The sequence below is a fragment of the Kitasatospora sp. NPDC004799 genome (assembly GCF_040609095.1).
GTDB lineage: Bacteria > Actinomycetota > Actinomycetes > Streptomycetales > Streptomycetaceae > Kitasatospora.
Window position 1 is genome coordinate 13,928 of the sequence record NZ_JBEXJK010000014.1, and the last position, 21,757, is coordinate 35,684.

Genomic DNA, 21,757 nt, shown 5'->3' on the forward strand with positions numbered 1-21,757 from the left:
GGCGCAGACCGTCCGCGCACCTGCCTAGGCTGGCCGGGTGACGGACTCCCTGAGCACCCCGGCCGGCGCCTACCCGCGCCACCCCCACCTGCACGGCGACCTGGTCGCCTTCGTCGCCGAGGACGACCTCTGGCTCGCCCCGCTGGACGGCGGCCGGGCCTGGCGGCTGACGGCGGACCACCTGCCGGTCCACCACCCGAGGTTCTCCCCGGACGGGCGGCACCTCGCCTTCACCTCCACCCGGGACGGCGCCCCCGAGGTGCACGTGGTGCCGGTGGACGGCGGTCCGTCGCGCCGGCTCACCTACTGGGGCAGCCACCAGACCAGGGTGCTCGGCTGGACCGCCGACGGCCGCCCGATCGCCGCCACCGCCGCCGGCGAGGCCAGCCCGCGCCGCACCTGGGCGCACGCGGTGCCGCTGGACGGCGGCGAGCCGCAGCGGCTGCCGTACGGGCCGGTCGGCGGCCTGGCCTTCGAGCCGGGCGGCGACCGCGTGCTGCTGAGCAGCGTCAACGGCCGTGACCCGGCCTGGTGGAAGCGCTACCGGGGCGGGCGGGCCGGCAAGCTGTGGCTCGGCCGGGACGAGTTCGTCCGCGTCCACGCGGAGCTGGACGGGCAGCTGGACTCCCCGATGTGGGCAGGGGAGCGGATCGCCTTCCTGTCCGACCACGAGGGCGTCGGCGAGCTGTGGTCCAGCCGCCCGGACGGCACCGACCTGCGCCGCCACACCACCGACCCGGACGGCTTCTACGCCCGGAACGCCACCACCGACGGCACCCGGGTGGTGTTCCACCGGGCCGGCGACCTCTGGCTGCTGGACGACCTGGCGGGCGCCGCGCCGCGCCGGCTGGACGTCCGGCCGGCCGGTCCGCGGGCCGGGCGCCGCCCCCGCCCGGTGCCCGCCGCGCACTGGCTGGACTCCGTCGCCCCCGACCGCACCGGCCGGGGCAGCGCCGTGGTGGTGCGCGGCAGCGTGCACTGGCTGACCCACCGCGAGGGCCCGGCCCGGGTGCTGGACGAGACCCCGGGCGTGCGCGGCCGGCTGGTCCGGGTGGTGCCGGGCGAGGACGGCGCCCAGGGCGTGCTCTGGGTGACCGACGCCGAGGGCGAGGACGCCCTGGAGTACGCCCCCGACCTGCACGGCGAGGAGCGCCGCCGGCTCGCCGCGGGGCGGATCGGCCGGGTCAACTCCCTGGTGGTCTCCCCGGACGGCAAGCAGGCCGCGCTCGGCGTGCACGACGGCCGGGTGCTGCTGGTCTCGCTGGCCGACGGCGCCGTGCACGAGCTGGACCGCAGCGCCGACGGCGAGCCCGGCGGGCCGGCCTTCAGCCCGGACTCGGCCTGGCTGGCCTGGTCGCGTCCGGTGCGCGGGATGGGCCCGCACTCGCTGCGCCAGATCGTGCTGGCGAACCTGGCCACCCGGACGGTCGGCGAGGTCACCCAGCCGCGCTTCGTGGACACCTCGCCCGCCTTCACCGCGGACGGCCGCTACCTGGCCTTCCTGTCGGTGCGCAACTTCGACCCGGTCTACGACGCGCACGTCTTCGACCTGTCCTTCCCGAACGGCTGCCGCCCGTACCTGGTCACCCTGGCCGCCGACACGCCCTCCCCGTTCGGGCCGCAGCGGGCCGGGCGCCCGCTCGGCGGGGAGGAGGACGAGCCGAAGGCCAGGAAGGCGGACGGCGAGGAGGCGGCGGCCGACGCCGCGCCGGTGACCAGGGTCGACCTGGACGGCATCGCCGACCGGATCATCCCCTTCCCGGTCGAGGGCGGCCGCTTCGAGGACCTCGCCGCGGCCAAGGACGGCGTGCTCTGGACCAGGGCCCCGCTGATGGGCGAACTCGGCGACGGGGCCGCCTCCTTGGACGACGACCGGCCCCGCCCGGTGCTGGAGCGCTTCGACCTGCGCAAGCGCCGGGTCGAGCAACTGGTGCACGGCCTGGACGAGTTCGCGGTCAGCGCGGACGGCACCCGGGTGGCCGTGCTGGACGAGGGCGAGCTGCGGGTCGTCCCGGCCGACCACAAGGGCGGCGACGACGAGGAGACCACCGTCGACCTCGCCCGGCTGCGGGTGACCGTCGACCCGGCCGCCGAGTGGCGGCAGATGTACGCCGAGAACGGCCGGCTGATGCGGGACAACTTCTGGCGCCCCGACCTCTCCGGCGTGGACTGGGCCGGGGTGCTGGAGCGCTACCGGCCGCTGGTCGATCGGGTCGGCTCGCACGACGAACTGGTCGACCTGCTCTGGGAGGTGCACGGCGAACTCGGCACCTCGCACGCCTACGTGATCCCGTACGGCCGGTACACCGAGCCGGCCCGCCGCCAGGGCCTGCTCGGCGCCGACCTGGTCCGGGACGGCGAGCGCTGGCGGATCGGCCGGATCCTGCCCGGGGAGTCCTCCGACCCCCGGGCCCGCTCGCCGCTGGCCGCGCCCGGCGCCGCGATCCGCCCGGGCGACGCGCTGCTCGCCGTCAACGGCCGCCCGGTGGACCCGGTCACCGGACCGGCCCCGCTGCTGGCCGGCACCGCCGGGCAGCCGGTCGAGCTGACCGTGGCCGGGAAGGACGGCACCGACCGGCGCCACCCGGTGGTCGTCCCGCTCGCCGACGAGGAGGCGCTGCGCTACCACGACTGGGTGGCCGGGCGGCGGGCCGCGGTGCGCGAGCTGTCCGGCGGGCGGCTGGGCTACCTCCACCTGCCCGACATGCAGACGGCCGGCTGGGCGCAGCTGCACCGCGACCTGAGCAGCGAGATGGCCCGGGAGGGCCTGGTGGTCGACGTCCGGGGGAACCGGGGCGGCCACACCTCGCAGCTGGTGATCGAGAAGCTGGCCCGCCGGATCATCGGCTGGGACGTCATCCGGGACACCGACCACCCGGTGCCGTACCCGGCGGACGCCCCGCGCGGGCCGGTGGTCGCGCTCGCCGACGAGTTCACCGGCTCGGACGGCGACGTGGTCAACGCGGCCGTCCAGGCGCTCGGGATCGGCCCGGTGGTCGGCACCCGCACCTGGGGCGGGGTGATCGGCATCGACAGCCGCTACCGGCTGGTCGACGGCACCCTGGTCACCCAGCCCAAGTACGCGCTCTGGCTGGAGAACTACGGCTGGGGCCTGGAGAACCACGGCGTCGACCCGGACGTCGAGGTGCCGTTCGCCCCGCACCACTGGGCGGCCGGTGAGGACCCGCAGCTGGCCGAGGGCGTCCGGCTGGCCCTGGCGGAGCTCGCCGGGACCCCGGCCCGCACGGCGCCGCCGCTGCCCTGGGCCTGAGGCCCGCAGGAGTGGTTTCGGGAGCGGGAAGTCGGCCGGTCCGACGTCCTGCTCCCGGGCGCGGGGGCGTGGGTAGGATGCGGGGCTGCTTCTTGATCCACAGCTCACGGGGGAACCACCATGGCGCAGGGCTACCCGCCGCCGCAGTACGGCCAGAATCCTTACGCACAGCAGCCGCAGCCCCATCCGCCGGCCCAGCCGTACCCGCAGCAGGGCTACCCGCCCGCGCAGCCGTACCCGCCGCAGCCGTACCCGCAGCAGGGGTACGCACCGCAGGGGTACGCGCAGCCGCCGGCGCCCGCACCGCAGGGGTACCCGCAGCCGTACCCGACCCCCTCCCCGCGGCCCGAGCCGCCGCGGCGGGCGCTGCCGCCCTGCCCCAAGGAGGCGGGCGGCGGCCGGCGGTTCCTGGCGATCGTGCTGGACTGGCTGTTCGCGGTCGGCCTCGGCTTCGTCGCCGCCAACGCCGCGAGCCGCCCGAGGACCCGGCACGTGGCCGGCCACGCCGTGCAGAGCGGCGGGCCGGTGGTGCCCTACTTCGTGGCGCTGCTGCTGGTCGGCCTCGGCGCGTCCTTCCTCAACCAGGTGGTGCTCGCCCGGCTGACCGGCTTCAGCGTCGGCAAGGGGATCATGGCGATGCGGGTGGTGCGCCGCAAGGGCGTGATGCGGCCGAACACCTGGCGGCTCACCAGGCGCTGGCTGCTCGGCTTCGTCATCCTCGCGGTCGCCTTCCTCACCGAGGACTTCGACACGGACGACGGCGACGTCGTCGGCATGCGCGCGGTGCGCTGGAAGCACCTCCAGGAGTACCAGCGGGCCGTCGCCGCGCTCGGCTAGGCTGCGCCCGTACCGCCCCACCACCCGACGTACCGATCCCGAGGAGAGCGCCATGGCCGGCGAGCCGCAGCCCGACTGCCTGTTCTGCAAGATCGTGGCGGGCGAGATCCCGGCGACCGTGGTGCGCAAGACCGAGCGCACCCTCGCCTTCCGCGACATCGCCCCCAAGGCGCCCGTGCACGTGCTGGTGATCCCGCACGCGCACTACCCGAACGCGGCCGCGCTGGCCGCCGCCGAGCCGGAGATCGCCGGCGAACTCCTCGCCGAGGCGGGCGCGGTGGCCCGGGACGAGGGCATCGAGGACTACCGGCTGATCTTCAACACCGGTGCGGGCGCCGGGCAGACCGTCTTCCACGCGCACGTCCACGTGCTCGGCGGGATGTCGATGACCGAGCGCATGGTCTGACCGCAGGTGTCCTCGCGCGAACTCGTCGTCCTCGGCACCGCCAGCCAGGTGCCCACCCGGCACCGCAACCACAACGGCTACCTGCTGCGCTGGGACGGCGAGGGCCTGCTGTTCGACCCCGGTGAGGGCACCCAGCGCCAGATGCTGCACGCCGGGGTCACCGCCACCCAGATCACCAGGATCGCGGTCACCCACTTCCACGGGGACCACTGCCTGGGCCTCGCCGGGGTGATCCAGCGGATCAACCTCGACCGGGTCCCGCACCCGGTCGACGTCTACTTCCCGGCCTCCGGCGAGGTCTACTTCGAGCGGCTGCGGCACTCCACCGCGTACCACGAGACGGCCGTGCTGCGGCCCCGCCCGATCGACGAGCCCGGGCCGCTGCCCGCGCCCGGCGCCCGCTTCGCGCTGGACGCCGTCCGGCTGGACCACCCGGTGGAGTCCTTCGGCTACCGGCTGTCCGAGCCGGACGGCCGCCGGCTGGTGCCGGAGCGGCTCGCCGCCCTCGGCGTGCGCGGCCCGGCGGTGGGCCGGCTCCAGCACGAGGGCGCGATCGAGGTGGACGGCCGCACCGTCACCCTGGGCGAGGTCAGCGAGCCGCGGCCGGGCCAGCGGTTCGCCTTCGTGATGGACACCCGGCTGTGCGAGGGCGTGCACGCGCTCGCCGAGGGCGCCGACCTGCTGGTCGTCGAGGCGACCTTCACCGACGCCGACGCCCGGCTCGCCGAGGAGCACGGCCACCTCACCGCCGGGCAGGCCGCCAAGGTCGCCGCCGAGGCCGGGGTGCGCACCCTGGTGCTGACCCACTTCTCCCAGCGCTACCCGGACCTCGGCCAGCACCTGGCCGACGCCCGCAAGCACTTCGACGGCGAACTGGTGCTGGCCGCCGACCTCGACCGGGTGCCCGTCCCGCCCCGCCGACCGTCGTGACGGCCGCGGACGCCCCGGTCCGGGCGCCGGGAAGGCGGGGCGTCGGGAAGACCGGGCGCGCCGCGAGCGCTGTGAAGGGCGTGAACAGCCGGAAAAAGGGTTCGCGCCGGCCCGCGAACTGCCGCAGCATCGTCGGGTGCGGCCCCGCCGCCCGCCACGGCGATCACGGCCGCGGCGTACCCTGGTGCCCCGGAGAACCGAGCGGCACCCGAGACACGGATGGGATGAGGCAGGCCCCAGCGCCGACCTATGAGTGACACATCGCAGACCCGTACCAACGGACAGTCGCGCCCCGAGCCGGCCGACGACGGCCGCGTCAGCGCCCGGATCGTCATCCCCGAGAAGCACCCGATGGTCACCCTGCTCGGCACCGCGGACTCGCTGCTGCGCGTGATCGAGCAGGGCTTCCCCGCCGCCGACATCCACGTGCGCGGCAACGAGGTGACCGCCACCGGAGCCCGGGCCGAGGTCGCCCTCGTGCAGCGGCTCCTCAACGAGATGATGCTGGTGCTGCGCACCGGCCAGCCCCTGACGGAGGACTCCGTGGAGCGCTCCATCGCCATGCTCCGCAGCCAGGAGCAGGACCCGGACAGCCCGGCGCCCTCCCAGGTGTTCACCGCGAACATCCTGTCCAACCGGGGCCGCACGATCCGCCCGAAGACCCTCAACCAGCAGCGCTACGTCGAGGCGATCGACAAGCACACGATCGTCTTCGGCCTCGGCCCGGCGGGCACCGGCAAGACCTACCTGGCGATGGCCAAGGCCGTCCAGGCCCTCCAGGCCAAGGAGGTCAACCGGATCATCCTGACCCGCCCGGCGGTCGAGGCGGGGGAGCGGCTGGGCTTCCTGCCCGGCACCCTCTACGAGAAGATCGACCCGTACCTGCGCCCGCTGTACGACGCCCTGCACGACATGATGGACCCGGACTCCATCCCGCGCCTGATGGCGGCCGGCACCATCGAGGTCGCCCCGCTCGCGTACATGCGCGGCCGCACCCTCAACGACGCCTTCATCATCCTCGACGAGGCCCAGAACACCTCGCCCGAGCAGATGAAGATGTTCCTCACCCGCCTCGGGTTCAACTCCCGGGTGGTGGTCACCGGCGACACCAGCCAGATCGACCTCCCGGGCGGCACCCGCAGCGGCCTCAAGGTCGTCCAGGAGATCCTGGCCGACGTGCCCGACATCCACTTCTCCGTCCTCACCAGCACCGACGTGGTCCGCCACAAGCTGGTCGGCCGGATCGTGGACGCCTACGAGCGCTGGGACGCCCGCCAGGAGGCCGACGAGGCCGCCCCGGCGGCCCGCAAGCCCGCCCAGCGGCGCCCCGGCAAGACCACCGCGCCCCGCGCACCCCGACAGTCCCATCGCACCGAAAGCTGAGCACACAGCCCGTCATGTCGATCGACATCGCCAACGAGTCCGGTTGGGACGCCGACGAGGAAGCCATCCTCGACGTCGCCCGCTTCGCCCTGGACAAGATGCGGATCCACCCGCAGTCCGAACTGTCCGTGATCCTGGTGGACGGAGCGGCGATGGAGGAGCTGCACATCCAGTGGATGGACCTCCCCGGGCCGACGGACGTGATGTCCTTCCCGATGGACGAGCTGCGCCCCGGCAAGGAGGGCGAGGAGCTGCCGCAGGGCCTGCTCGGCGACATCGTGCTCTGCCCCGAGGTCGCCGAGCAGCAGGGCAAGGCGGCCCCCTCCAAGCACTCGATGGACGAGGAGCTGCAGCTGCTCACCGTGCACGGCGTGCTGCACGTCCTCGGCTACGACCACGAGGAGCCGGAGGAAGAGGAGGAGATGTTCGCCCTCCAGAAGCGCATCCTGGACGACTGGCGGGCGGGCCGCGGCCTCGGCGGCATCTCCCCGGCCCCCACCACCCACTGAGCGCGGAGCCCGAACCCCTGTGAGTGGTGAGAGTACGAGCTTCATCCTCGGTGCCGTGCTGCTCGTCGTGCTCGGCTGGCTGGCCGCGTGCGCCGAGGCGGGCATCTCCCGGGTCTCCCGGTTCCGGGCGGAGGAGGCGGTGCGCAGCGGCCGGCGCGGCTCCGCGCGGCTGCTGACCGTCGCCGCCGACCCGATCCGCTACCTCAACCTGGCCACCCTGATCCGGGTGGCCAGCGAGATGGCGGCGGCCGTGCTGGTCACCGTGGTGTGCGTGCGCAACGTCAGCCCGACCTGGCAGGCCGTGCTGCTGGCGTTCGGCGTGATGGTGCTGGTGTCCTTCGTCGCGGTGGGGGTCTCGCCGCGCACGATCGGGCGCCAGCACCCGCTCACCACCGCGACCGCGGCCTCCTTCGTGCTGCTGCCGCTGGCCGCGGTGCTCGGCCCGATCCCGCGGCTGCTGATCCTGCTCGGCAACGCGCTGACCCCGGGCAAGGGCTACCGGGAGGGTCCGTTCGCCTCCGAGGCGGAGCTGCGGGCCCTGGTGGACCTCGCCGAGAAGGACGACGTGATCGAGGACGAGGAGCGCCGGATGGTGCACTCGGTCTTCGAGCTGGGCGACACCATCGTGCGCGAGGTGATGGTGCCGCGCACCGACCTGGTGATGATCGAGCGGCACAAGACCGTCCGGCAGGCGCTCACCCTGGCGCTGCGCTCGGGCTTCTCGCGGATCCCGGTGGTCGGCGACAACGAGGACGACGTGGTCGGCATCGTCTACCTCAAGGACCTGGTGCGGCGCACCCACATCAACCGGGAGGCGGAGTCCGAGGAGGTCGGCGCGGTGATGCGCCCGGCCGTCTTCGTCCCGGACTCCAAGCCGGCCGGCGACCTGCTGCGCGAGATGCAGCAGCGCCGCTCGCACGTGGCGATCGTGATCGACGAGTACGGCGGCACGGCCGGCCTGGTCACCATCGAGGACGTCCTGGAGGAGATCGTCGGGGAGATCACCGACGAGTACGACCGGGAGGTCGCCCCGGTGGAGGACCTCGGCGACGGCTCGTACCGGATCACCGCCCGGCTGCTGGTGGAGGACCTGGGCGAGCTGTTCGGGATCGAGCTGGAGGACGAGGACGTCGAGACCGTCGGCGGCCTGCTGGCCAAGCACCTGGGCCGGGTGCCGATCCCCGGCTCCTCCTGCGAGATCCCGCTGCCCGAGCCGGTCGACGGCGGCCTGACCGGCATCCTGCTGACCGCCGAGTCCTCGGCCGGGCGCCGCAACCGGATCGGTTCCGTGGTCGCCGCCCCCGTCCGCGGCACCGACGACGCCGAGGACCCGGCGGGCGAGTAGCGGGTGGGCGGTCGCCGAGCGACCATGGAGGGCATGACGCACAAACTTCGCGCGGAGTACGGCCCGCAGGGGGCGGCCGGCGGAGTCAAGTCCTGGCACGTGGTGCGGGACGAGGACCTGTCGGTGGCGCTCTGCGGCCGGACCATTCCCGACGACGCCGAGACCCGGCCCGAGCAGGAGTGGGGCACCGGGCTGCGCTGCTGCCAGCAGTGCGGCTCGCTCTACATGCACGAGACGCCGCACATGCAGGGGAGCCATCCCTACAGCTAGGGCGCGCCCTAGGCACAGCTTGACCATGGCCGAGCTCTGGAGGTCGCCATGAAGCTGCAAGACACGCTGAAACCCGTCGACCGCCGGCTCGCCCTGGTGTGGCGGATCGGGGCGGGGCTCGGGGGGATCTTCCTGATCGTGTTCGGGTGCCTGGGGCTGGCCGACCACCCCGGCTTCCTGGCCACCCACGGCGACCGGATCGCCGGGCTGTCGACCAACGGGGCGCTGAGCATCCTGTCCATCGTGGTGGGCGCGATCCTGGTGGTCGGGGCGGTGATCGGCGGGAACTTCGCGTCCAACCTCAACATGGTGGCGGGCCTGCTGTTCGTCCTGTCCGGCTTCTACGGGCTGACGGTGCTCGGGCGGCCGGACGCGAACATCCTCAACTTCCGGATGTCGAACGTGCTGTTCGCGTTCATCGTCGGGATCGTCCTGACGACCTTCGGGATGTACGGCCGGGTGAGCAGCCACCTGCCGCACGACAACCCGTTCTGGCGCGAGCGGGTCGAGCGCGAGGAGGCGCGGCCGACGGGGGCGGCGAAGACCCTCGTGAAGGTCCTCAACCCCAACCCCGGGCCCACCCACCCGGTCGGACATTGAGGAGCACCGGGTGCCTATGCTCGGCGGCATGAGTGACATCGTCGAGCTCGACCCCGAGGACAAGAAGATCATCACCCTGGCCCGCTCGGCCCGCGCCCGCAACGGCGTCGCCGAGGGGGCCGCGGTGCGTGACGAGACCGGACGCACCTACGTGGCCGGGACGGTCGCGCTGGAGTCGCTGCGGCTGAGCGCCCTGCAGACGGCGGTGGCGATGGCGGTGGCCAGCGGTGCCAGGTCGCTGGAGGCGGCGGCCGTGGTGAGCGAGGCGGAGCAGCCGGCCGAGGCGGACCTGGCGGCCGTGCGGGACCTGGGCGGGGCCGGGACGCCGGTGCTGCTGGCCGGTCCGGACGGGACGCTGCGGGTGTCCGCCGAGGCGCGCTGAGGGGCCCGCGGAGGCCTCGTACGGCGGACAGCCCGGCGTGTTGCCGCCCTGGGCCCAGCCGATAACCTCACCGGGGGAGTGGACGCGGTGAGGGGGCTGGGAGCATGGGGGCGGTGGCGTTCTTCGCCGGGCTGCTGCTGTTCGTGATGGGGCTGGGCAAGTGGCAGGAGACCGGCTCGCAGGTGTGGCTGTTCGGCTCGCTCGGCTTCCTGCTGCTGCTGGTCGTGCTCTCGCTGATCCCCACCGGCGGCAAGGGCGGGAAGAGCGGCAAGAAGGGCTGAGCGGGCCCTCCGGGGCGCCGAGGGGTGGGCCCGGACGGCGGGGCTCCGGTGATCAGGGAGAATGGAGCCCATGAATGCCCCTTCCTCCTCGTACCGCTCCGGGTTCGCGTGCTTCGTCGGCCGGCCCAACGCGGGCAAGTCGACCCTGACCAACGCCCTGGTGGGGACGAAGGTCGCGATCACCTCCGACCGCCCGCAGACCACCCGGCACACCGTGCGCGGCATCGTGCACCGCCCGGACGCCCAGCTCGTGCTGGTCGACACCCCCGGTCTGCACAAGCCGCGCACCCTGCTCGGCGAACGCCTCAACGACCTGGTCCGCACCACCTGGGCCGAGGTCGACGTGATCGGCTTCTGCCTGCCCGCCGACCAGAAGATCGGCCCCGGCGACAAGTTCATCGCCAAGGAGATCGCCGGGATCAAGAAGACCCCGAAGGTCGCCATCGTCACCAAGACCGACCTGGTCGACTCCAAGCGCCTGGCCGAGCAGCTGATCGCGATCCAGCAGCTCGGCGTCGAGCTGGGCTTCGAGTGGGCCGAGATCATCCCGGTCTCCGCCGTCGGCGATCAGGCAGTGGGACGCAGTCCCTCGAACAAGGGTGGTGGTGGGAGAGGGGCTGGCCAGGTGGAGCTGGTCGCCGACCTGCTCACCAAGCTGCTGCCGGAGGGCGACCAGCTCTACCCGGAGGGCGACCTCACCGACGAGCCCGAGCAGATCATGGTCGCCGAGCTGATCCGCGAGGCCGCGCTGGAGGGCGTGCGCGACGAACTGCCGCACTCGCTGGCCGTGGTGGTCGAGGAGATGCTGCCGCGCGAGGGCCGCCCGGCGGACCGCCCGCTGTTGGACATCCACGCCAACGTCTACATCGAGCGGCAGAGCCAGAAGGCGATCGTGATCGGCGCCAAGGGGTCGCGGCTCAAGCACGTCGGCACCACCGCCCGCAAGCACATCGAGGCGCTGCTCGGCACGCCGGTCTACCTGGACCTGCACGTCAAGGTCGCCAAGGACTGGCAGCGCGACCCCAAGCAGCTGCGCAAGCTGGGCTTCTGACAAGGAAGTTCAGCCACACGGGAATACCGGGGGCCCGGTCGGACGTTGCGCGTCCGACCGGGCCCTCGTCGTCGGTCCGGGCCCATGGGGCGTCAGGAGGGGGACATCGCGGTGGAGTTGCACACCCGGGAGTGGGGCGGCGGGGAGCGGACGGCGGTGCTGGTGCACGGCATCACCTTCGACCACCGCGCCTGGCGGCGGGTCGGCCCGGCGCTGGCCGGGCGGGGCTACCGGGTGGTCGCCGTCGACCTGCGCGGGCACGGGGCCAGCCCGCGCGGCACCGGGGCCGGCCCGCTGGAGCGCTACCCGCTGGCGGCGTACGCCGAGGACCTGCTGGAGACCGTGCCGGCCGGGCCGGAGCTGGCGATCGGCCACTCGCTCGGCGGGATCGTCCTGGCGGACGCGGTGGCGCGGCTGGCGCCGGCCCGCGCGGTGTACGTCGACCCGTCCTGGCGGTTCCGCCAGTGGGGGCTGGACCCGACGGCCTGGGCGGCGCGGCAGCGGGCTCCCCGCGAGCAGGTGGCCGCGGCGAACCCGCGCTGGGAGGCCGCCGACGTCGACGTCAGGCTCGACACCCTGACCCGCTGGGACGCCGACACGGCGGTGGCCCTGGCGGCCCAGGGCTCGGACCTGCCGGCCGCGCCCGCGGTGCCCTCGCTGGTGGTGCGGGCCGACGGCAGCACCGTGGTGCGGGCCGGGGACGCCGAGGAGCTGCGCGCCCGCGGCTTCGCGGTGCGGACCGTCCCCGGCGCCGGGCACAACGTCCACCAGGACGACCACGAGGGCTTCCTGGCGGCCCTCGACGGCTGGCTCTAGGTCCTGTCCGGTGCTACGCGCCCTCGCGCAGCACCAGGGAGACCAGCTCCCGCTGGGAGTCGGTGAGCTTCGGGTCGGCGCAGTACACCGACCGGCCGTCGACGGTGATCTCGTAGTGGAAGCCGTCCGGCACCCCGTACGAGGGCGCGCGCAGCCCGCCCGCCACGGCCTCGCGGGCGAGTGCGTGCACGTGCGGGGCGTCCGTGCGGTCGGCGGTGTCGATCTCCGCCTGGCGGACGATCCCCGCGAAGCCGCCGGTCCGGGTCACCTGGATACGCATGGTGTCCATGGTGCTACCCGGCGAGGGGGTTTGCCGGGCTTTTCCCGGACCGTGACCTTAAGCCCGCCTCAACCCGGTCTCAACCACCCTTCAGGCGTACCGGGCCGGCCCCGGGAGGCCCTCACCCCGGGCTGACCCCGACCTGCGCCCAGGAGGCCGTGACGGTGTCCGCGACCGACCGGTCGTCGGGGTAACGGGCCGCGGCGGCGGCCACGGTGGCCCGGGCGAAGTCGGCGAAGCCGGCGTCGGCGGGCACCGCGCGCCCGGTCAGCGCGTCGTACCAGATCCGCCCCGCGCGCTCCCAGGCCGAGCCGCCGAGCGCGGTGGCCAGCAGGTAGAACGCGTGGTTGGGGATGCCGGAGTTGATGTGCACCCCGCCGTTGTCCCGGGAGGTGTTCACGTAGTCCCGCAGGTGCGCGGGCTGCGGGTCCTTGCCGAGCCGCGGGTCGTCGTAGGCGGTGCCGGGCGCCTTCATCGAGCGCAGCGCCACGCCCTGGACGCCCGGGGCGAGCAGCCCGGCGCCGATCAGCCAGTCGGCGTCGGCGGCGGCCTGGCGCAGCGCGTACTGCTTGACCAGCGAGCCGAAGACGTCGGAGACCGACTCGTTGAGCGCGCCGGGCTGGTCCTGGTAGTCCAGTCCGGCGGTGAACTGGGTGACGCCGTGGGCGAGTTCGTGGCCGATGATGTCGATGCAGGCGGTGAAGTCGCCGAACACCACGTCGTCGCCGTCGCCGAACACCATCTGGTGGCCGTTCCAGAAGGCGTTGTCGTAGTCGCGGCCGTAGTGGACGCTGGCGTCCAGCCGCAGGTTCCGGTCGTCGATCGAGTGCCGGCCGAAGACGTCGGCGTAGAGCGCGAAGGTGGCGCCGAGGCCGTCGTAGGCGTGGTTGACGGAGCTGTCGGAGGACGCGCCCGCGCCCTCCCTGCGCACGGTGCGCCCGGGCAGCCGCTGGCCGTGGCCGGCGTCGTAGACCACCCGGTTCAGGCCCGGGGCGGAGGCGACGGGCGGGGGCGGGGAGAGGCGGGCCGCGCGGTGCGCGGCGTCCAGGGCCAGGGAGTGGACGGCGGGCTCGTGACCGGCCTCGGCGAGGTGGTCCAGGACGTACGGGGGGACGATCGTGCAGAACGGCGCTGCTGCGGTCATGTGGCCCAGGGTGAGGCCTCGGTGACCGCTTGTCACCACTTCCGGCGGGGGCGGCCGGTGTCTCAAGGAGTGGAACGGTGGGTCGGATCACTTCGGGGGCGCGCGGCGCTGGGTTACGCTGGGGCCATCATGCGCAACGGGCTGCTTCTTCTTAGCTGCCGCGTCGAGGGCCTGTAGTCCACTGGGGCCGGCACCCTCGCCGCGGGGAACGAGCTGTGCGCAATCGGCGATCCAACGGCGTATCGCGAGCGGCAGCAGAGGCCGGCCAGTCGGTGTTGACCAGGTGTTGACCACCCCCGACCCGCCCGCACCACGCATCACAGGAAGCCGAGTCACCTCCATGACCGAGCAGAACTCCGCCGCGTCCGCCCCCGCCGGCCGTCCCTTCGTGGACCGCCCCACCCCGATCACCGCCGCCTCGGTGCGCCAGCGGCCGTCGGGCATGCGGTACGGGCGCTACCTGCCGTTCGGCACCGTCGACCTGCCGGACCGCACCTGGCCGGACAAGGTGATCACCAAGGCGCCGCGCTGGCTCTCCACCGACCTGCGGGACGGCAACCAGGCGCTGATCGACCCGATGTCGCCGGCCCGCAAGCGCAAGATGTTCGACCTGCTGGTGGCGATGGGCTACAAGGAGATCGAGGTCGGCTTCCCCTCCTCCGGGGCCACCGACCACGCCTTCGTACGGTCGCTGATCGAGGAGGGGGCGATCCCCGAGGACGTTACCATCTCGGTGCTGACGCAGGCCCGCGAGGAGCTGATCGAGAAGACCGTGGAGTCGCTGGTCGGCGCCCCGCGGGCGACCGTCCACCTGTACAACGCGACCGCGCCGCTGTTCCGCCGGGTGGTGTTCCGCAACGACAGGGCGGCCACCAAGGCGATCGCCACCGAGGGCACCCGGCTGGTGATGGAGTACGCGGAGAAGCTGCTGGGCGACGACACCGTCTTCGGCTACCAGTACTCGCCGGAGATCTTCGTTGACACCGAGCTGGACTTCGCGCTGGAGGTCTGCGAGGCGGTCATGGACGTCTGGCAGCCTGGCGAGGGCCGCGAGATCATCCTGAACCTGCCCGCCACCGTCGAGCGGGCCACCCCGAACGTCCAGGCCGACCAGTTCGAGTGGATGTCGCGCCACCTGTCCCGCCGCGAGTTCGTCTGCCTGTCGGTGCACCCGCACAACGACCGCGGCACCGCCGTCGCCTCCGCCGAGCTGTCCTACATGGCGGGCGCCGACCGCATCGAGGGCTGCCTGTTCGGGCAGGGCGAGCGGACCGGCAACGTCGACCTGGTGACGCTGGGGATGAACCTGTTCTCGCAGGGCATCGACCCGCAGATCGACTTCTCCGACATCGACGAGGTGCGCCGCACCGCCGAGTACTGCAACCAGATGGAGGTGCACCCGCGCCACCCGTACGCCGGCGACCTGGTGTACACCTCCTTCTCCGGCTCGCACCAGGACGCCATCAAGAAGGGCTTCGACGTCCTGGAGGCGGACGCCGCGGCCGCGGGCGTGCCGGTGGAGGAGCACACCTGGGGCGTGCCGTACCTGCCGATCGACCCGAAGGACGTCGGCCGCACCTACGAGGCGGTCATCCGGGTCAACAGCCAGTCCGGCAAGGGCGGCGTGGCGTACGTGCTGAAGAACGACCACAAGCTGGACCTGCCGCGCCGGATGCAGATCGAGTTCTCCCGGATCATCCAGGCCAAGACCGACGCCGAGGGCGGCGAGGTCAGCCCGGCCGAGATCTGGCGGGTCTTCGAGGACGAGTACCTGCCGACCACCGACAACCCGTGGGGCCGGATCTCGCTGAGCGGTTCGCGCACCCTGACCACCGAGGACGGTCGGGACGCGCTGACCGCCGAGGCCCTGGTGGACGGCGTCCCGGTGACCCTGACCGGTGCCGGCAACGGTCCGGTCTCGGCCTTCGCCGACGCGCTGGGCCGGATCGGCGTGGACGTGCGCGTCCTGGACTACGCCGAGCACGCGCTGAGCGAGGGCGGCGACGCCCAGGCCGCCGCGTACGTGGAGTGCGCGGTGGACGGCAAGGTGCTGTGGGGCGTGGGCATCGACGGCAACACCGTGCTGGCCTCGCTGAAGGCGATGATCAGCGCCGTCAACCGATCGCAGCGCGCCTAATTCGAACGGGTGGTGTGCGAAGGGCCGTCCCGGGGGACGGCCCTTCGCCGCGTCCACCCGCCGCTGTGGCCTGCGCCACATTTTTTCGAATCGGAAGCCGTTCGAGGTACTGACACGTGCCGGTAACCGTGGCAACATCGATCCACCGGAAGGCCGGGTCGGTGGGACGGCTCGGTGTCCGGTCGCGTGACCTGCCCATCGTCGAGCAGGCCGCCTGCCATGTCTGGGGAGTGGCGCCGTGACCAGGTTGTGGGGTGTTCGCCCGCGGTGGCGGACTGACGTTCTCGGTGACTTCTTCTGCCCGGGCTGCGGCGGGGACCGCAACTACCGCCGGCAGCACGGCCGGCGGTGGCTGCGGCTGCTGGGGACCCCGGTGGTCCCGCTCGGCCCGGTGATCGGCAGCGTGCAGTGCACCGGCTGCCACGGCAGGTACGGCGTCGAGAGCCTGGAGCAGCCCACCAGCGTGCGCCTCGGCGCGATGCTGCGGGACGCCCAGTACACCATCGCGCTGGCGCTGCTCGCGGCCGGCGGCACCGCCCACCGGGCGGCCCGCGACGCGGCCTGCGCGGCGGTGCGCGAGGCCGGGTTCGAGGACTGCGGCGAGGCCCAGGTGCTGGCGGCGCTGGCCGCGCTCTCCGGGCTCGGCGGCGAACTCTACGACGCCCACGGGATGTCCGGCGGGCTGGCCGTCGAACTGCACGCGGTGCTCGAGCCGCTCACCCCGCACCTGGCCCACCAGGGCCGCGAGCGGCTGCTGCTGCAGGGCGCGGCCATCGCGCTGGCGGACGGGCGCTACCTGCCGCAGGAGCGCGAGGCGCTGACCGCGGTCGGGCGCTGCCTGGACCTGCCGCAGTCCCGGGTCGGCGCGCTGCTGGAGGCGGCGACCAGGGCGCCGTACAAGTAGCCGTTCCCGTCCCGATCCCGTTCCCGATCCTTGGTCCCGCACCCCGTCCCCGGCTCCCCGTAGACCTTTCGAATCCCCCACAAACGGGCCTGCACCCCACCTCGGGCCCGCCGTGACCCGCACCGCTGTGGGCCTCCCCCACGGCCTCCGGTGCGGGCAACACGGCTGTCCGGAGCCCCGGGCGGGTGGGGGACAATGGTCCCCATGAGTCTTTTCCGGGACGACGGCGTCGTGCTGCGGGCGCAGAAGCTCGGCGAGGCCGATCGGATCATCACCCTGCTGACCCGCCAGCACGGCAAGGTGCGGGCGGTCGCGCGCGGGGTGCGGAAGACCAAGTCCAAGTTCGGCGCCCGCCTGGAGCCGTTCTCGCACGTGGACGTGCAGTTCTTCAGCCGCGGGAGTGAGCTGGTCGGCCGCGGATTGCCGCTCTGCACCCAGGTGGAGACCATCGCGCCGTACGGCGGTTCGATCGTCACCGACTACGGCCGCTACACGGCCGGCACCGCGATGCTGGAGACCGCCGAGCGGTTCGCCGAGAACGAGGGCGAACCGGCCGTCCAGCAGTACCTGCTGCTGGTCGGCGGGCTGCGCACGCTGGCGGCCGGGCTGCACGAGTCGCACCTGGTGCTGGACGCCTTCCTGCTGCGCTCGCTCGCGGTGAACGGGTACGGCGCGAGCTTCACCGACTGCGCCAAGTGCGGCCTGGAGGGGCCGAACCGTTTCTTCTCCCTCCCCGCGGGCGGGGTGCTCTGCGGGGACTGCCGAGTGCCCGGATGTGCCGTACCCTCCCCTGAGACACTGGTACTGCTCGGGGCGCTGCTGTCAGGGGACTGGCGGACGGCCGACGCCTGCGAGCCGCGGTACTGGCGGGAGGGCAGCGGCCTGGTCGCGGCCTATCTGCAGTGGCACCTGGAGCGGGGCATCCGCTCGATGAGATACGTGGAGAAGTGAGCACATGGCAGCGCGACGGCTCTTCGGCGGCGGCAAGCAGAGGACGTACGTCCCCCCGACCCCGCACCCCAGCGGTGCACAGCCCCCGAAGATCCCCGGCGAGCTGGTCCCCGGCCACGTCGCCATCGTGATGGACGGCAACGGCCGTTGGGCCAAGGAGCGCGGGCTGCCCCGCACCGAGGGGCACAAGGTCGGCGAGTCCGTGGTGCTGGACGTCCTCAAGGGCGCCATCGAGCTCGGGGTCAAGAACATCTCGCTGTACGCGTTCTCCACCGAGAACTGGAAGCGCTCGCCCGACGAGGTGAAGTTCCTGATGAACTTCAACCGGGACGTCATCGCCCGCCGCCGCGACGAGATGGACGCGATGGGCGTGCGGATCCGCTGGGCGGGCCGGATGCCCAAGCTGTGGAAGAGCGTCGTCCAGGAGCTCCAGGTCGCCGAGGAGCAGACCAAGGGCAACGACGCCGTCACCCTCTACATGTGCGTCAACTACGGCGGCCGGGCCGAACTCGCCGATGCGGCGCAGGCGATCGCCCGGGACGTCGCGGCCGGCCGGCTCGACCCGAAGAAGGTCAACGAGAAGACCCTGGCCAAGTACATGTACCACCCGGACATGCCGGACGTGGACCTGTTCCTGCGCCCCAGCGGCGAGCAGCGCACCTCCAACTTCCTGCTCTGGCAGTCGGCTTACGCCGAGTTCGTGTTCCAGGACGTGCTCTGGCCGGACTTCGACCGCCGGGACCTGTGGCGCGCCTGCGAGCAGTACGCGCGGCGCGACCGGCGCTTCGGCGGGGCGATCCCGAACGAGGTCGGCGCACCGGTGCCGGCGCAGCGCTGAGGCCGTACGGCGAAGGGCCCGTGGGAGAACGTCCCACGGGCCCTTCGCCGTCGTTCAGGCCTTGCCGGCGCACTCCGCGCAGGTCCCGAAGATCTCCAGGGTGTGCGCGATGTCGCTGAAGCCGTGCTCGGCGGCGACCGAGTTGGCCCAGCGCTCCACCGCGGGGCCCTCCACCTCGACGGTCGCGCCGCAGTGCCGGCAGACCAGGTGGTGGTGGTGCCCGCTGCTGCACCGGCGGTAGACGGCCTCGCCGTCGGCCGTGCGCAGCACGTCCACCTCGCCGGCGTCCGCGAGCGACTGGAGCGTGCGGTAGACCGTGGTCAGACCGACGGAGTCCCCGCGGTGCTTGAGCAGGTCGTGGAGCTCCTGGGCGCTGCGGAAGTCCGCGATCTCGTCCAGGGCCGCCGAGACGGCGGCACGCTGCCGGGTCGAGCGGGCGCGCGGCGACGGGCCTGCGGTGGTCACCGTGGGTCCTCCTGGGGTCGTGGGCGTCTCGCACATCATTGTGCCAGCCCCGCCCGTCGCTCAGGGGTGGTCGGGTCGGACGGCCCGGCGGCCTGCCCCGGCAGTTCGACGTCGCAGACCCGCGGTCCGTGCTCGCCGGCGCCGCGGTGGCGCCGCCGGGCGAGCGGGGCGGCGAGCAGGCTGAACACCGCGAAGACCGCGATGGCGAACAGCACGATGGCCGGGCCGGAGGGCACGTCGAGGTGGTAGGAGCCGGTGACGCCGGCCAGCGAGACGATCACGCCGAGCGCGATCGAGGCGGCCTGGGTGGCGGCGAAGGACCGGGTGAGCTGCTGGGCGGCGACCACCGGGACCACCATCAGCGCGCTGACCAGCAGCAGCCCGACCACCCGCATGGCGACCGTGACGGTGACCGCGGCCATCACCGCGAGCAGCAGGTTGAGGGTGCGCACCGGCAGACCGGTGACCCGGGCGAAGTCCTCGTCCTGGCAGATCGCGAACAGCTGGCGGCGCAGCCCGACGGTGACCGCGAGGACCACCGCGCCGAGCACCCCGATGGCGACCAGGTCGGCGGGGGCGACGGTGAGGATCGAGCCCCACAGGTAGCTCTCCAGCGAGCCGGCCCCGGCCTGGGCGGAGAGCGAGACCAGCAGCTTGCCGCAGGCCATGCCGCCGTAGAAGAGCATCGCGAGGGCGATGTCGCCGCGCTGGTTGCCGCGCGAGCGGACCAGCTCCATGGTGACGGCGCCGAGCACGCAGACCAGCACGGCCATCCAGACCGGGCTGGTCTGGAAGATGAAGCCGAGGCCGACGCCGGTCATCGCGACGTGGCCCATGCCGTCGCCCATCAGCGCCTGGCGGCGCTGCACCAGGTAGATGCCGACGGCCGGGGCGGTGGTCCCGACCAGGACGGCGGCGAGCAGGGCGCGCTGCATGAAGTCGTAGGAGAACATCTCGGTCAGCGCGGTCATGCGAGCAGCCTCGGCGGGGTCAGGTCGGCGTGCGGGTGGACGTGGTCGTGGCCGGGCAGCGCGTGCAGGCCGGTGTTGGGCACCGGCGGGCCGTCGTGGGCGACGCAGCCGTCCCGCAGCACCACGGCGCGGTCGATCAGCGGCTCCAGCGGCCCGAGTTCGTGCAGCACGAGGAGGACGGCGGCGCCGCGGCCGACCTCGGCGCGCAGGGTGTCGGCGAGCACCTGCTGGCTGGCGGCGTCCACGCCGGCCATCGGCTCGTCCATGATCAGCAGGTCGGGGGAGCCGACCAGGGCGCGGGCGATCAGCACCCGCTGCTGCTGGCCGCCGGACAGGTCGGCCACGCCGTCCCCGGCCCGCTCCAGCATGCCGACCGCGGCCAGCGCGCGGTCCACCGCCTCGCGGTCCCTGCGGCGGAAGGGCAGCAGCCGGTGCTGCGGCAGCCGTCCGGTGGAGACCACCTCGCGGACGGTGGCGGGGACGCCGGAGGCGGCGGTGGTCCGCTGCGGGACGTACCCGATCCGGTGCCAGGCGCGGAAGGAGCGGTACGGGGTGCCGAACAGCTCCAGGGCGCCGCGCTCCAGCGGGACGGAGCCGATCACGGCCTTGACGGTGGTCGACTTGCCGGAGCCGTTGGCGCCGAGCAGGGCGACCACCTCGCCGGGCCGGACGGTGAGGTCGACGCCGCGCAGCACCGGCCGGCCGCCGCGCGAGGCGACGGCGTCACGGAGGTGGACGGCCGGGGGTATCGGGTCGGTCATGGTGCTCGGTCCCGTCAGCTCGCGGGGGCGGGGGCGGCGGCGTCGGTCGCGGCGGTCCCGGCGGGGGCGGCCGGGGCGCCGAGGGCGGCCTGGAGGTTGGCCAGGTTCTGCTTCATGACGGTCAGGTAGTCGTCCTTGGCCGGGTCCTTGACGCCCTCCAGCGGGTCCAGGACGGCGGTCTTCAGGCCGAGGTCCTTGGCGACGGTGTCGGCGAGCTTGGGGCTGGCCAGGGTCTCGAAGAAGACCGTGGTGGCGCCGTTGTCCTTGGCGGCCTTCTGCACCGCGGCGAGGCGGGCCGGGGTGGGCTCGGACTCCGGGTCGACGCCGTTGATGGCGACCTGGGTGAGGCCGTAGTGCTCGGCGAGGTAGCCGAAGGCGGCGTGGCTGGTGACGAAGGTGCGCGTCCTGGCGTCCTTGAGCCCGGCCCGGAACTCCTGGTCGAGCGCGGTGAGCCTGGTGACCAGCTCGTCGGTGTTCTTCCGGTAGTCCTCGGCGTGGGCCGGGTCGGCCTTGGCGAACTCGTCGCCGACGCTCCTGGCGACCGCCGCGTAGCGGGTCGGGTCGAGCCAGATGTGCGGGTCGCCGGCCGGCTCCTCGTGCTTGTGGCCGTCGGCCCCGCCGGACTCCCCGGCCTCGGTGCCCTCGTCGAGGTGGTGGTCGACCAGCGGGCTGGCGGCGGTGGCGTCGACCTTGTGCTTGCTGGCCGACTGGGCGACGGCCTGGTCGACGGTGGGCTGGAGGCCCTTGAGGTAGACGATCGCGTCGGCCTTCTGGACGGTGCCGACCTGCTTGGCGGTGAGCTCCAGGTCGTGGGGCTCGACGCCGGCCGCGGTGAGGTCGGTGACCGCGACGTGGTCCTTGCCGATCTGCTGGGCCAGGAACTCCATCGGGTAGAAGGAGGCGACGACCTTGAGCTTGCCGCTGACGCCGTCCGCGCTGCTGTTGCTGCCGCCGCCGCAGGCGGTGAGGACGAGGGAGCCGGTGAGGGCGGTGGCGGCGAGAGCTATGGAGGTGCGGGTACGTCGTCCGATCATCATGACAATCATTCTCAGCTTATATGGAAATGATTGTCAACTCACTCGGGTGGGTGAACAGCGGGTGGCGGAGGCCGGGGGCGGCCGGACGATACCGATTTGAATCACGTACCCGTATGGCCGGTAACCTGAGGTATTCGGGTACGCGCAACCAGCCGTGCCCTGACCGTGCCGTACGTACTGAAGAGAGC

Annotated in this window: 23 protein-coding genes; 17 read left to right on the top strand and 6 right to left on the bottom strand. The window is 73.2% G+C overall.

Annotation, left to right across the window (positions count from 1 at the left end; translation table 11 throughout):
- Positions 1-37: 37 nt before the first annotated feature.
- The 13 genes from ABZW03_RS03505 to ABZW03_RS03565 all read left to right on the top strand — a co-directional run bounded on the left by ABZW03_RS03505 (position 38) and on the right by ABZW03_RS03565 (position 12,081).
- Positions 38-3,271 carry a PDZ domain-containing protein gene (locus ABZW03_RS03505; RefSeq protein WP_355251529.1) on the top strand — a complete coding sequence of 1,078 codons (3,234 nt, stop codon included), beginning with the start codon at positions 38-40 and terminating at the stop codon, positions 3,269-3,271.
- Between the two features lie 120 nt (positions 3,272-3,391).
- Entirely contained in the window at positions 3,392-4,108 is a 717-nt protein-coding gene (locus ABZW03_RS03510; RefSeq protein WP_355251531.1) for an RDD family protein, read from the top strand.
- A 52-nt stretch (positions 4,109-4,160) separates the two neighbouring features.
- Complete coding sequence (locus ABZW03_RS03515) at positions 4,161-4,514, top strand: histidine triad nucleotide-binding protein (protein WP_355251534.1); 354 nt, start codon at positions 4,161-4,163, stop codon at positions 4,512-4,514.
- Positions 4,515-4,520: 6 nt separating this feature from the next.
- On the top strand, positions 4,521-5,444 hold the full coding sequence (locus ABZW03_RS03520) for a ribonuclease Z (protein ID WP_355251537.1): 924 nt from the start codon (positions 4,521-4,523) through the stop codon (positions 5,442-5,444).
- Positions 5,445-5,795: 351 nt separating this feature from the next.
- A complete protein-coding gene (locus ABZW03_RS03525) occupies positions 5,796-6,827 on the top strand; it encodes a PhoH family protein (RefSeq protein ID WP_355251619.1) in 1,032 nt (343 codons plus the stop codon).
- Positions 6,828-6,841: 14 nt separating this feature from the next.
- Positions 6,842-7,336: an rRNA maturation RNase YbeY gene (gene ybeY, locus ABZW03_RS03530; protein ID WP_030061268.1), complete on the top strand. Its 495-nt coding sequence runs from the start codon at positions 6,842-6,844 to the stop codon at positions 7,334-7,336.
- Positions 7,337-7,355: 19 nt separating this feature from the next.
- Positions 7,356-8,681: a hemolysin family protein gene (locus ABZW03_RS03535; protein WP_355251539.1), complete on the top strand. Its 1,326-nt coding sequence runs from the start codon at positions 7,356-7,358 to the stop codon at positions 8,679-8,681.
- A gap of 33 nt (positions 8,682-8,714) precedes the next feature.
- A complete protein-coding gene (locus tag ABZW03_RS03540) occupies positions 8,715-8,951 on the top strand; it encodes a hypothetical protein (RefSeq protein ID WP_355251541.1) in 237 nt (78 codons plus the stop codon).
- Positions 8,952-8,999: 48 nt separating this feature from the next.
- A complete protein-coding gene (locus ABZW03_RS03545; RefSeq protein WP_355251544.1) occupies positions 9,000-9,551 on the top strand; it encodes a DUF4383 domain-containing protein in 552 nt (183 codons plus the stop codon).
- A gap of 28 nt (positions 9,552-9,579) precedes the next feature.
- Entirely contained in the window at positions 9,580-9,933 is a 354-nt protein-coding gene (locus ABZW03_RS03550; RefSeq protein ID WP_355251546.1) for a cytidine deaminase, read from the top strand.
- Between the two features lie 113 nt (positions 9,934-10,046).
- Positions 10,047-10,214 carry a hypothetical protein gene (locus tag ABZW03_RS03555; protein ID WP_355251549.1) on the top strand — a complete coding sequence of 56 codons (168 nt, stop codon included), beginning with the start codon at positions 10,047-10,049 and terminating at the stop codon, positions 10,212-10,214.
- A 70-nt stretch (positions 10,215-10,284) separates the two neighbouring features.
- Positions 10,285-11,265: a GTPase Era gene (locus tag ABZW03_RS03560; protein WP_355251552.1), complete on the top strand. Its 981-nt coding sequence runs from the start codon at positions 10,285-10,287 to the stop codon at positions 11,263-11,265.
- A gap of 84 nt (positions 11,266-11,349) precedes the next feature.
- On the top strand, positions 11,350-12,081 hold the full coding sequence (locus tag ABZW03_RS03565) for an alpha/beta fold hydrolase (protein ID WP_355251555.1): 732 nt from the start codon (positions 11,350-11,352) through the stop codon (positions 12,079-12,081).
- A 13-nt stretch (positions 12,082-12,094) separates the two neighbouring features.
- Here the strand turns inward: ABZW03_RS03565 and ABZW03_RS03570 are convergent, their stop codons facing one another.
- Both ABZW03_RS03570 and ABZW03_RS03575 read right to left on the bottom strand, forming a co-directional pair.
- On the bottom strand, positions 12,095-12,361 hold the full coding sequence (locus ABZW03_RS03570; RefSeq protein WP_049651101.1) for a protealysin inhibitor emfourin: 267 nt from the start codon (positions 12,359-12,361) through the stop codon (positions 12,095-12,097).
- Positions 12,362-12,482: 121 nt separating this feature from the next.
- On the bottom strand, positions 12,483-13,505 hold the full coding sequence (locus ABZW03_RS03575) for a M4 family metallopeptidase (RefSeq protein ID WP_355251560.1): 1,023 nt from the start codon (positions 13,503-13,505) through the stop codon (positions 12,483-12,485).
- Between the two features lie 340 nt (positions 13,506-13,845).
- Between ABZW03_RS03575 and leuA the strand changes: the two genes are divergently transcribed.
- The 4 genes from leuA to ABZW03_RS03595 all read left to right on the top strand — a co-directional run bounded on the left by leuA (position 13,846) and on the right by ABZW03_RS03595 (position 18,335).
- Entirely contained in the window at positions 13,846-15,642 is a 1,797-nt protein-coding gene (gene leuA / locus ABZW03_RS03580) for a 2-isopropylmalate synthase (protein WP_355251563.1), read from the top strand.
- Between the two features lie 238 nt (positions 15,643-15,880).
- Positions 15,881-16,546 (top strand): TerB family tellurite resistance protein, encoded by a 666-nt coding sequence (locus tag ABZW03_RS03585; protein WP_355251566.1) that lies wholly within the window; start codon positions 15,881-15,883, stop codon positions 16,544-16,546.
- A 204-nt stretch (positions 16,547-16,750) separates the two neighbouring features.
- Entirely contained in the window at positions 16,751-17,497 is a 747-nt protein-coding gene (gene recO / locus ABZW03_RS03590) for a DNA repair protein RecO (protein ID WP_355251569.1), read from the top strand.
- Positions 17,498-17,501: 4 nt separating this feature from the next.
- Complete coding sequence (locus tag ABZW03_RS03595; protein ID WP_355251572.1) at positions 17,502-18,335, top strand: isoprenyl transferase; 834 nt, start codon at positions 17,502-17,504, stop codon at positions 18,333-18,335.
- A 54-nt stretch (positions 18,336-18,389) separates the two neighbouring features.
- On the opposite strand, the gene ABZW03_RS03600 is transcribed toward ABZW03_RS03595, so the two are convergent.
- The 4 genes from ABZW03_RS03600 to ABZW03_RS03615 are packed head-to-tail and all read right to left on the bottom strand — an operon-like array spanning position 18,390 to position 21,566.
- Entirely contained in the window at positions 18,390-18,800 is a 411-nt protein-coding gene (locus tag ABZW03_RS03600) for a Fur family transcriptional regulator (protein WP_355251575.1), read from the bottom strand.
- A 35-nt stretch (positions 18,801-18,835) separates the two neighbouring features.
- Positions 18,836-19,771, bottom strand: a complete 936-nt coding sequence (locus ABZW03_RS03605; RefSeq protein ID WP_355251578.1) for a metal ABC transporter permease — start codon at positions 19,769-19,771, stop codon at positions 18,836-18,838.
- Positions 19,768-20,532, bottom strand: a complete 765-nt coding sequence (locus ABZW03_RS03610) for a metal ABC transporter ATP-binding protein (RefSeq protein WP_355251581.1) — start codon at positions 20,530-20,532, stop codon at positions 19,768-19,770. Before ABZW03_RS03610 ends, ABZW03_RS03605 begins: the two co-directional genes overlap by 4 nt.
- 14 nt (positions 20,533-20,546) lie before the next feature.
- Positions 20,547-21,566 carry a metal ABC transporter substrate-binding protein gene (locus ABZW03_RS03615; RefSeq protein WP_355251622.1) on the bottom strand — a complete coding sequence of 340 codons (1,020 nt, stop codon included), beginning with the start codon at positions 21,564-21,566 and terminating at the stop codon, positions 20,547-20,549.
- Positions 21,567-21,757 lie beyond the last annotated feature (191 nt).

Coding starts and splice junctions, on each gene's coding strand:
- ABZW03_RS03510 (WP_355251531.1), top strand. CDS start 3,392: ATGGCGCAGGGCTACCCGCCGCCGCAGTACGGCCAGAATCCTTACGCA.
- ABZW03_RS03515 (WP_355251534.1), top strand. CDS start 4,161: ATGGCCGGCGAGCCGCAGCCCGACTGCCTGTTCTGCAAGATCGTGGCG.
- ABZW03_RS03525 (WP_355251619.1), top strand. CDS start 5,796: ATGGTCACCCTGCTCGGCACCGCGGACTCGCTGCTGCGCGTGATCGAG.
- ybeY (WP_030061268.1), top strand. CDS start 6,842: ATGTCGATCGACATCGCCAACGAGTCCGGTTGGGACGCCGACGAGGAA.
- ABZW03_RS03540 (WP_355251541.1), top strand. CDS start 8,715: ATGACGCACAAACTTCGCGCGGAGTACGGCCCGCAGGGGGCGGCCGGC.
- ABZW03_RS03545 (WP_355251544.1), top strand. CDS start 9,000: ATGAAGCTGCAAGACACGCTGAAACCCGTCGACCGCCGGCTCGCCCTG.
- ABZW03_RS03550 (WP_355251546.1), top strand. CDS start 9,580: ATGAGTGACATCGTCGAGCTCGACCCCGAGGACAAGAAGATCATCACC.
- ABZW03_RS03560 (WP_355251552.1), top strand. CDS start 10,285: ATGAATGCCCCTTCCTCCTCGTACCGCTCCGGGTTCGCGTGCTTCGTC.
- ABZW03_RS03565 (WP_355251555.1), top strand. CDS start 11,350: ATGGGGCGTCAGGAGGGGGACATCGCGGTGGAGTTGCACACCCGGGAG.
- ABZW03_RS03570 (WP_049651101.1), bottom strand. CDS start 12,361: ATGCGTATCCAGGTGACCCGGACCGGCGGCTTCGCGGGGATCGTCCGC.
- ABZW03_RS03575 (WP_355251560.1), bottom strand. CDS start 13,505: ATGACCGCAGCAGCGCCGTTCTGCACGATCGTCCCCCCGTACGTCCTG.
- leuA (WP_355251563.1), top strand. CDS start 13,846: ATGACCGAGCAGAACTCCGCCGCGTCCGCCCCCGCCGGCCGTCCCTTC.
- recO (WP_355251569.1), top strand. CDS start 16,751: ATGAGTCTTTTCCGGGACGACGGCGTCGTGCTGCGGGCGCAGAAGCTC.
- ABZW03_RS03595 (WP_355251572.1), top strand. CDS start 17,502: ATGGCAGCGCGACGGCTCTTCGGCGGCGGCAAGCAGAGGACGTACGTC.
- ABZW03_RS03605 (WP_355251578.1), bottom strand. CDS start 19,771: ATGACCGCGCTGACCGAGATGTTCTCCTACGACTTCATGCAGCGCGCC.
- ABZW03_RS03610 (WP_355251581.1), bottom strand. CDS start 20,532: ATGACCGACCCGATACCCCCGGCCGTCCACCTCCGTGACGCCGTCGCC.
- ABZW03_RS03615 (WP_355251622.1), bottom strand. CDS start 21,566: ATGATCGGACGACGTACCCGCACCTCCATAGCTCTCGCCGCCACCGCC.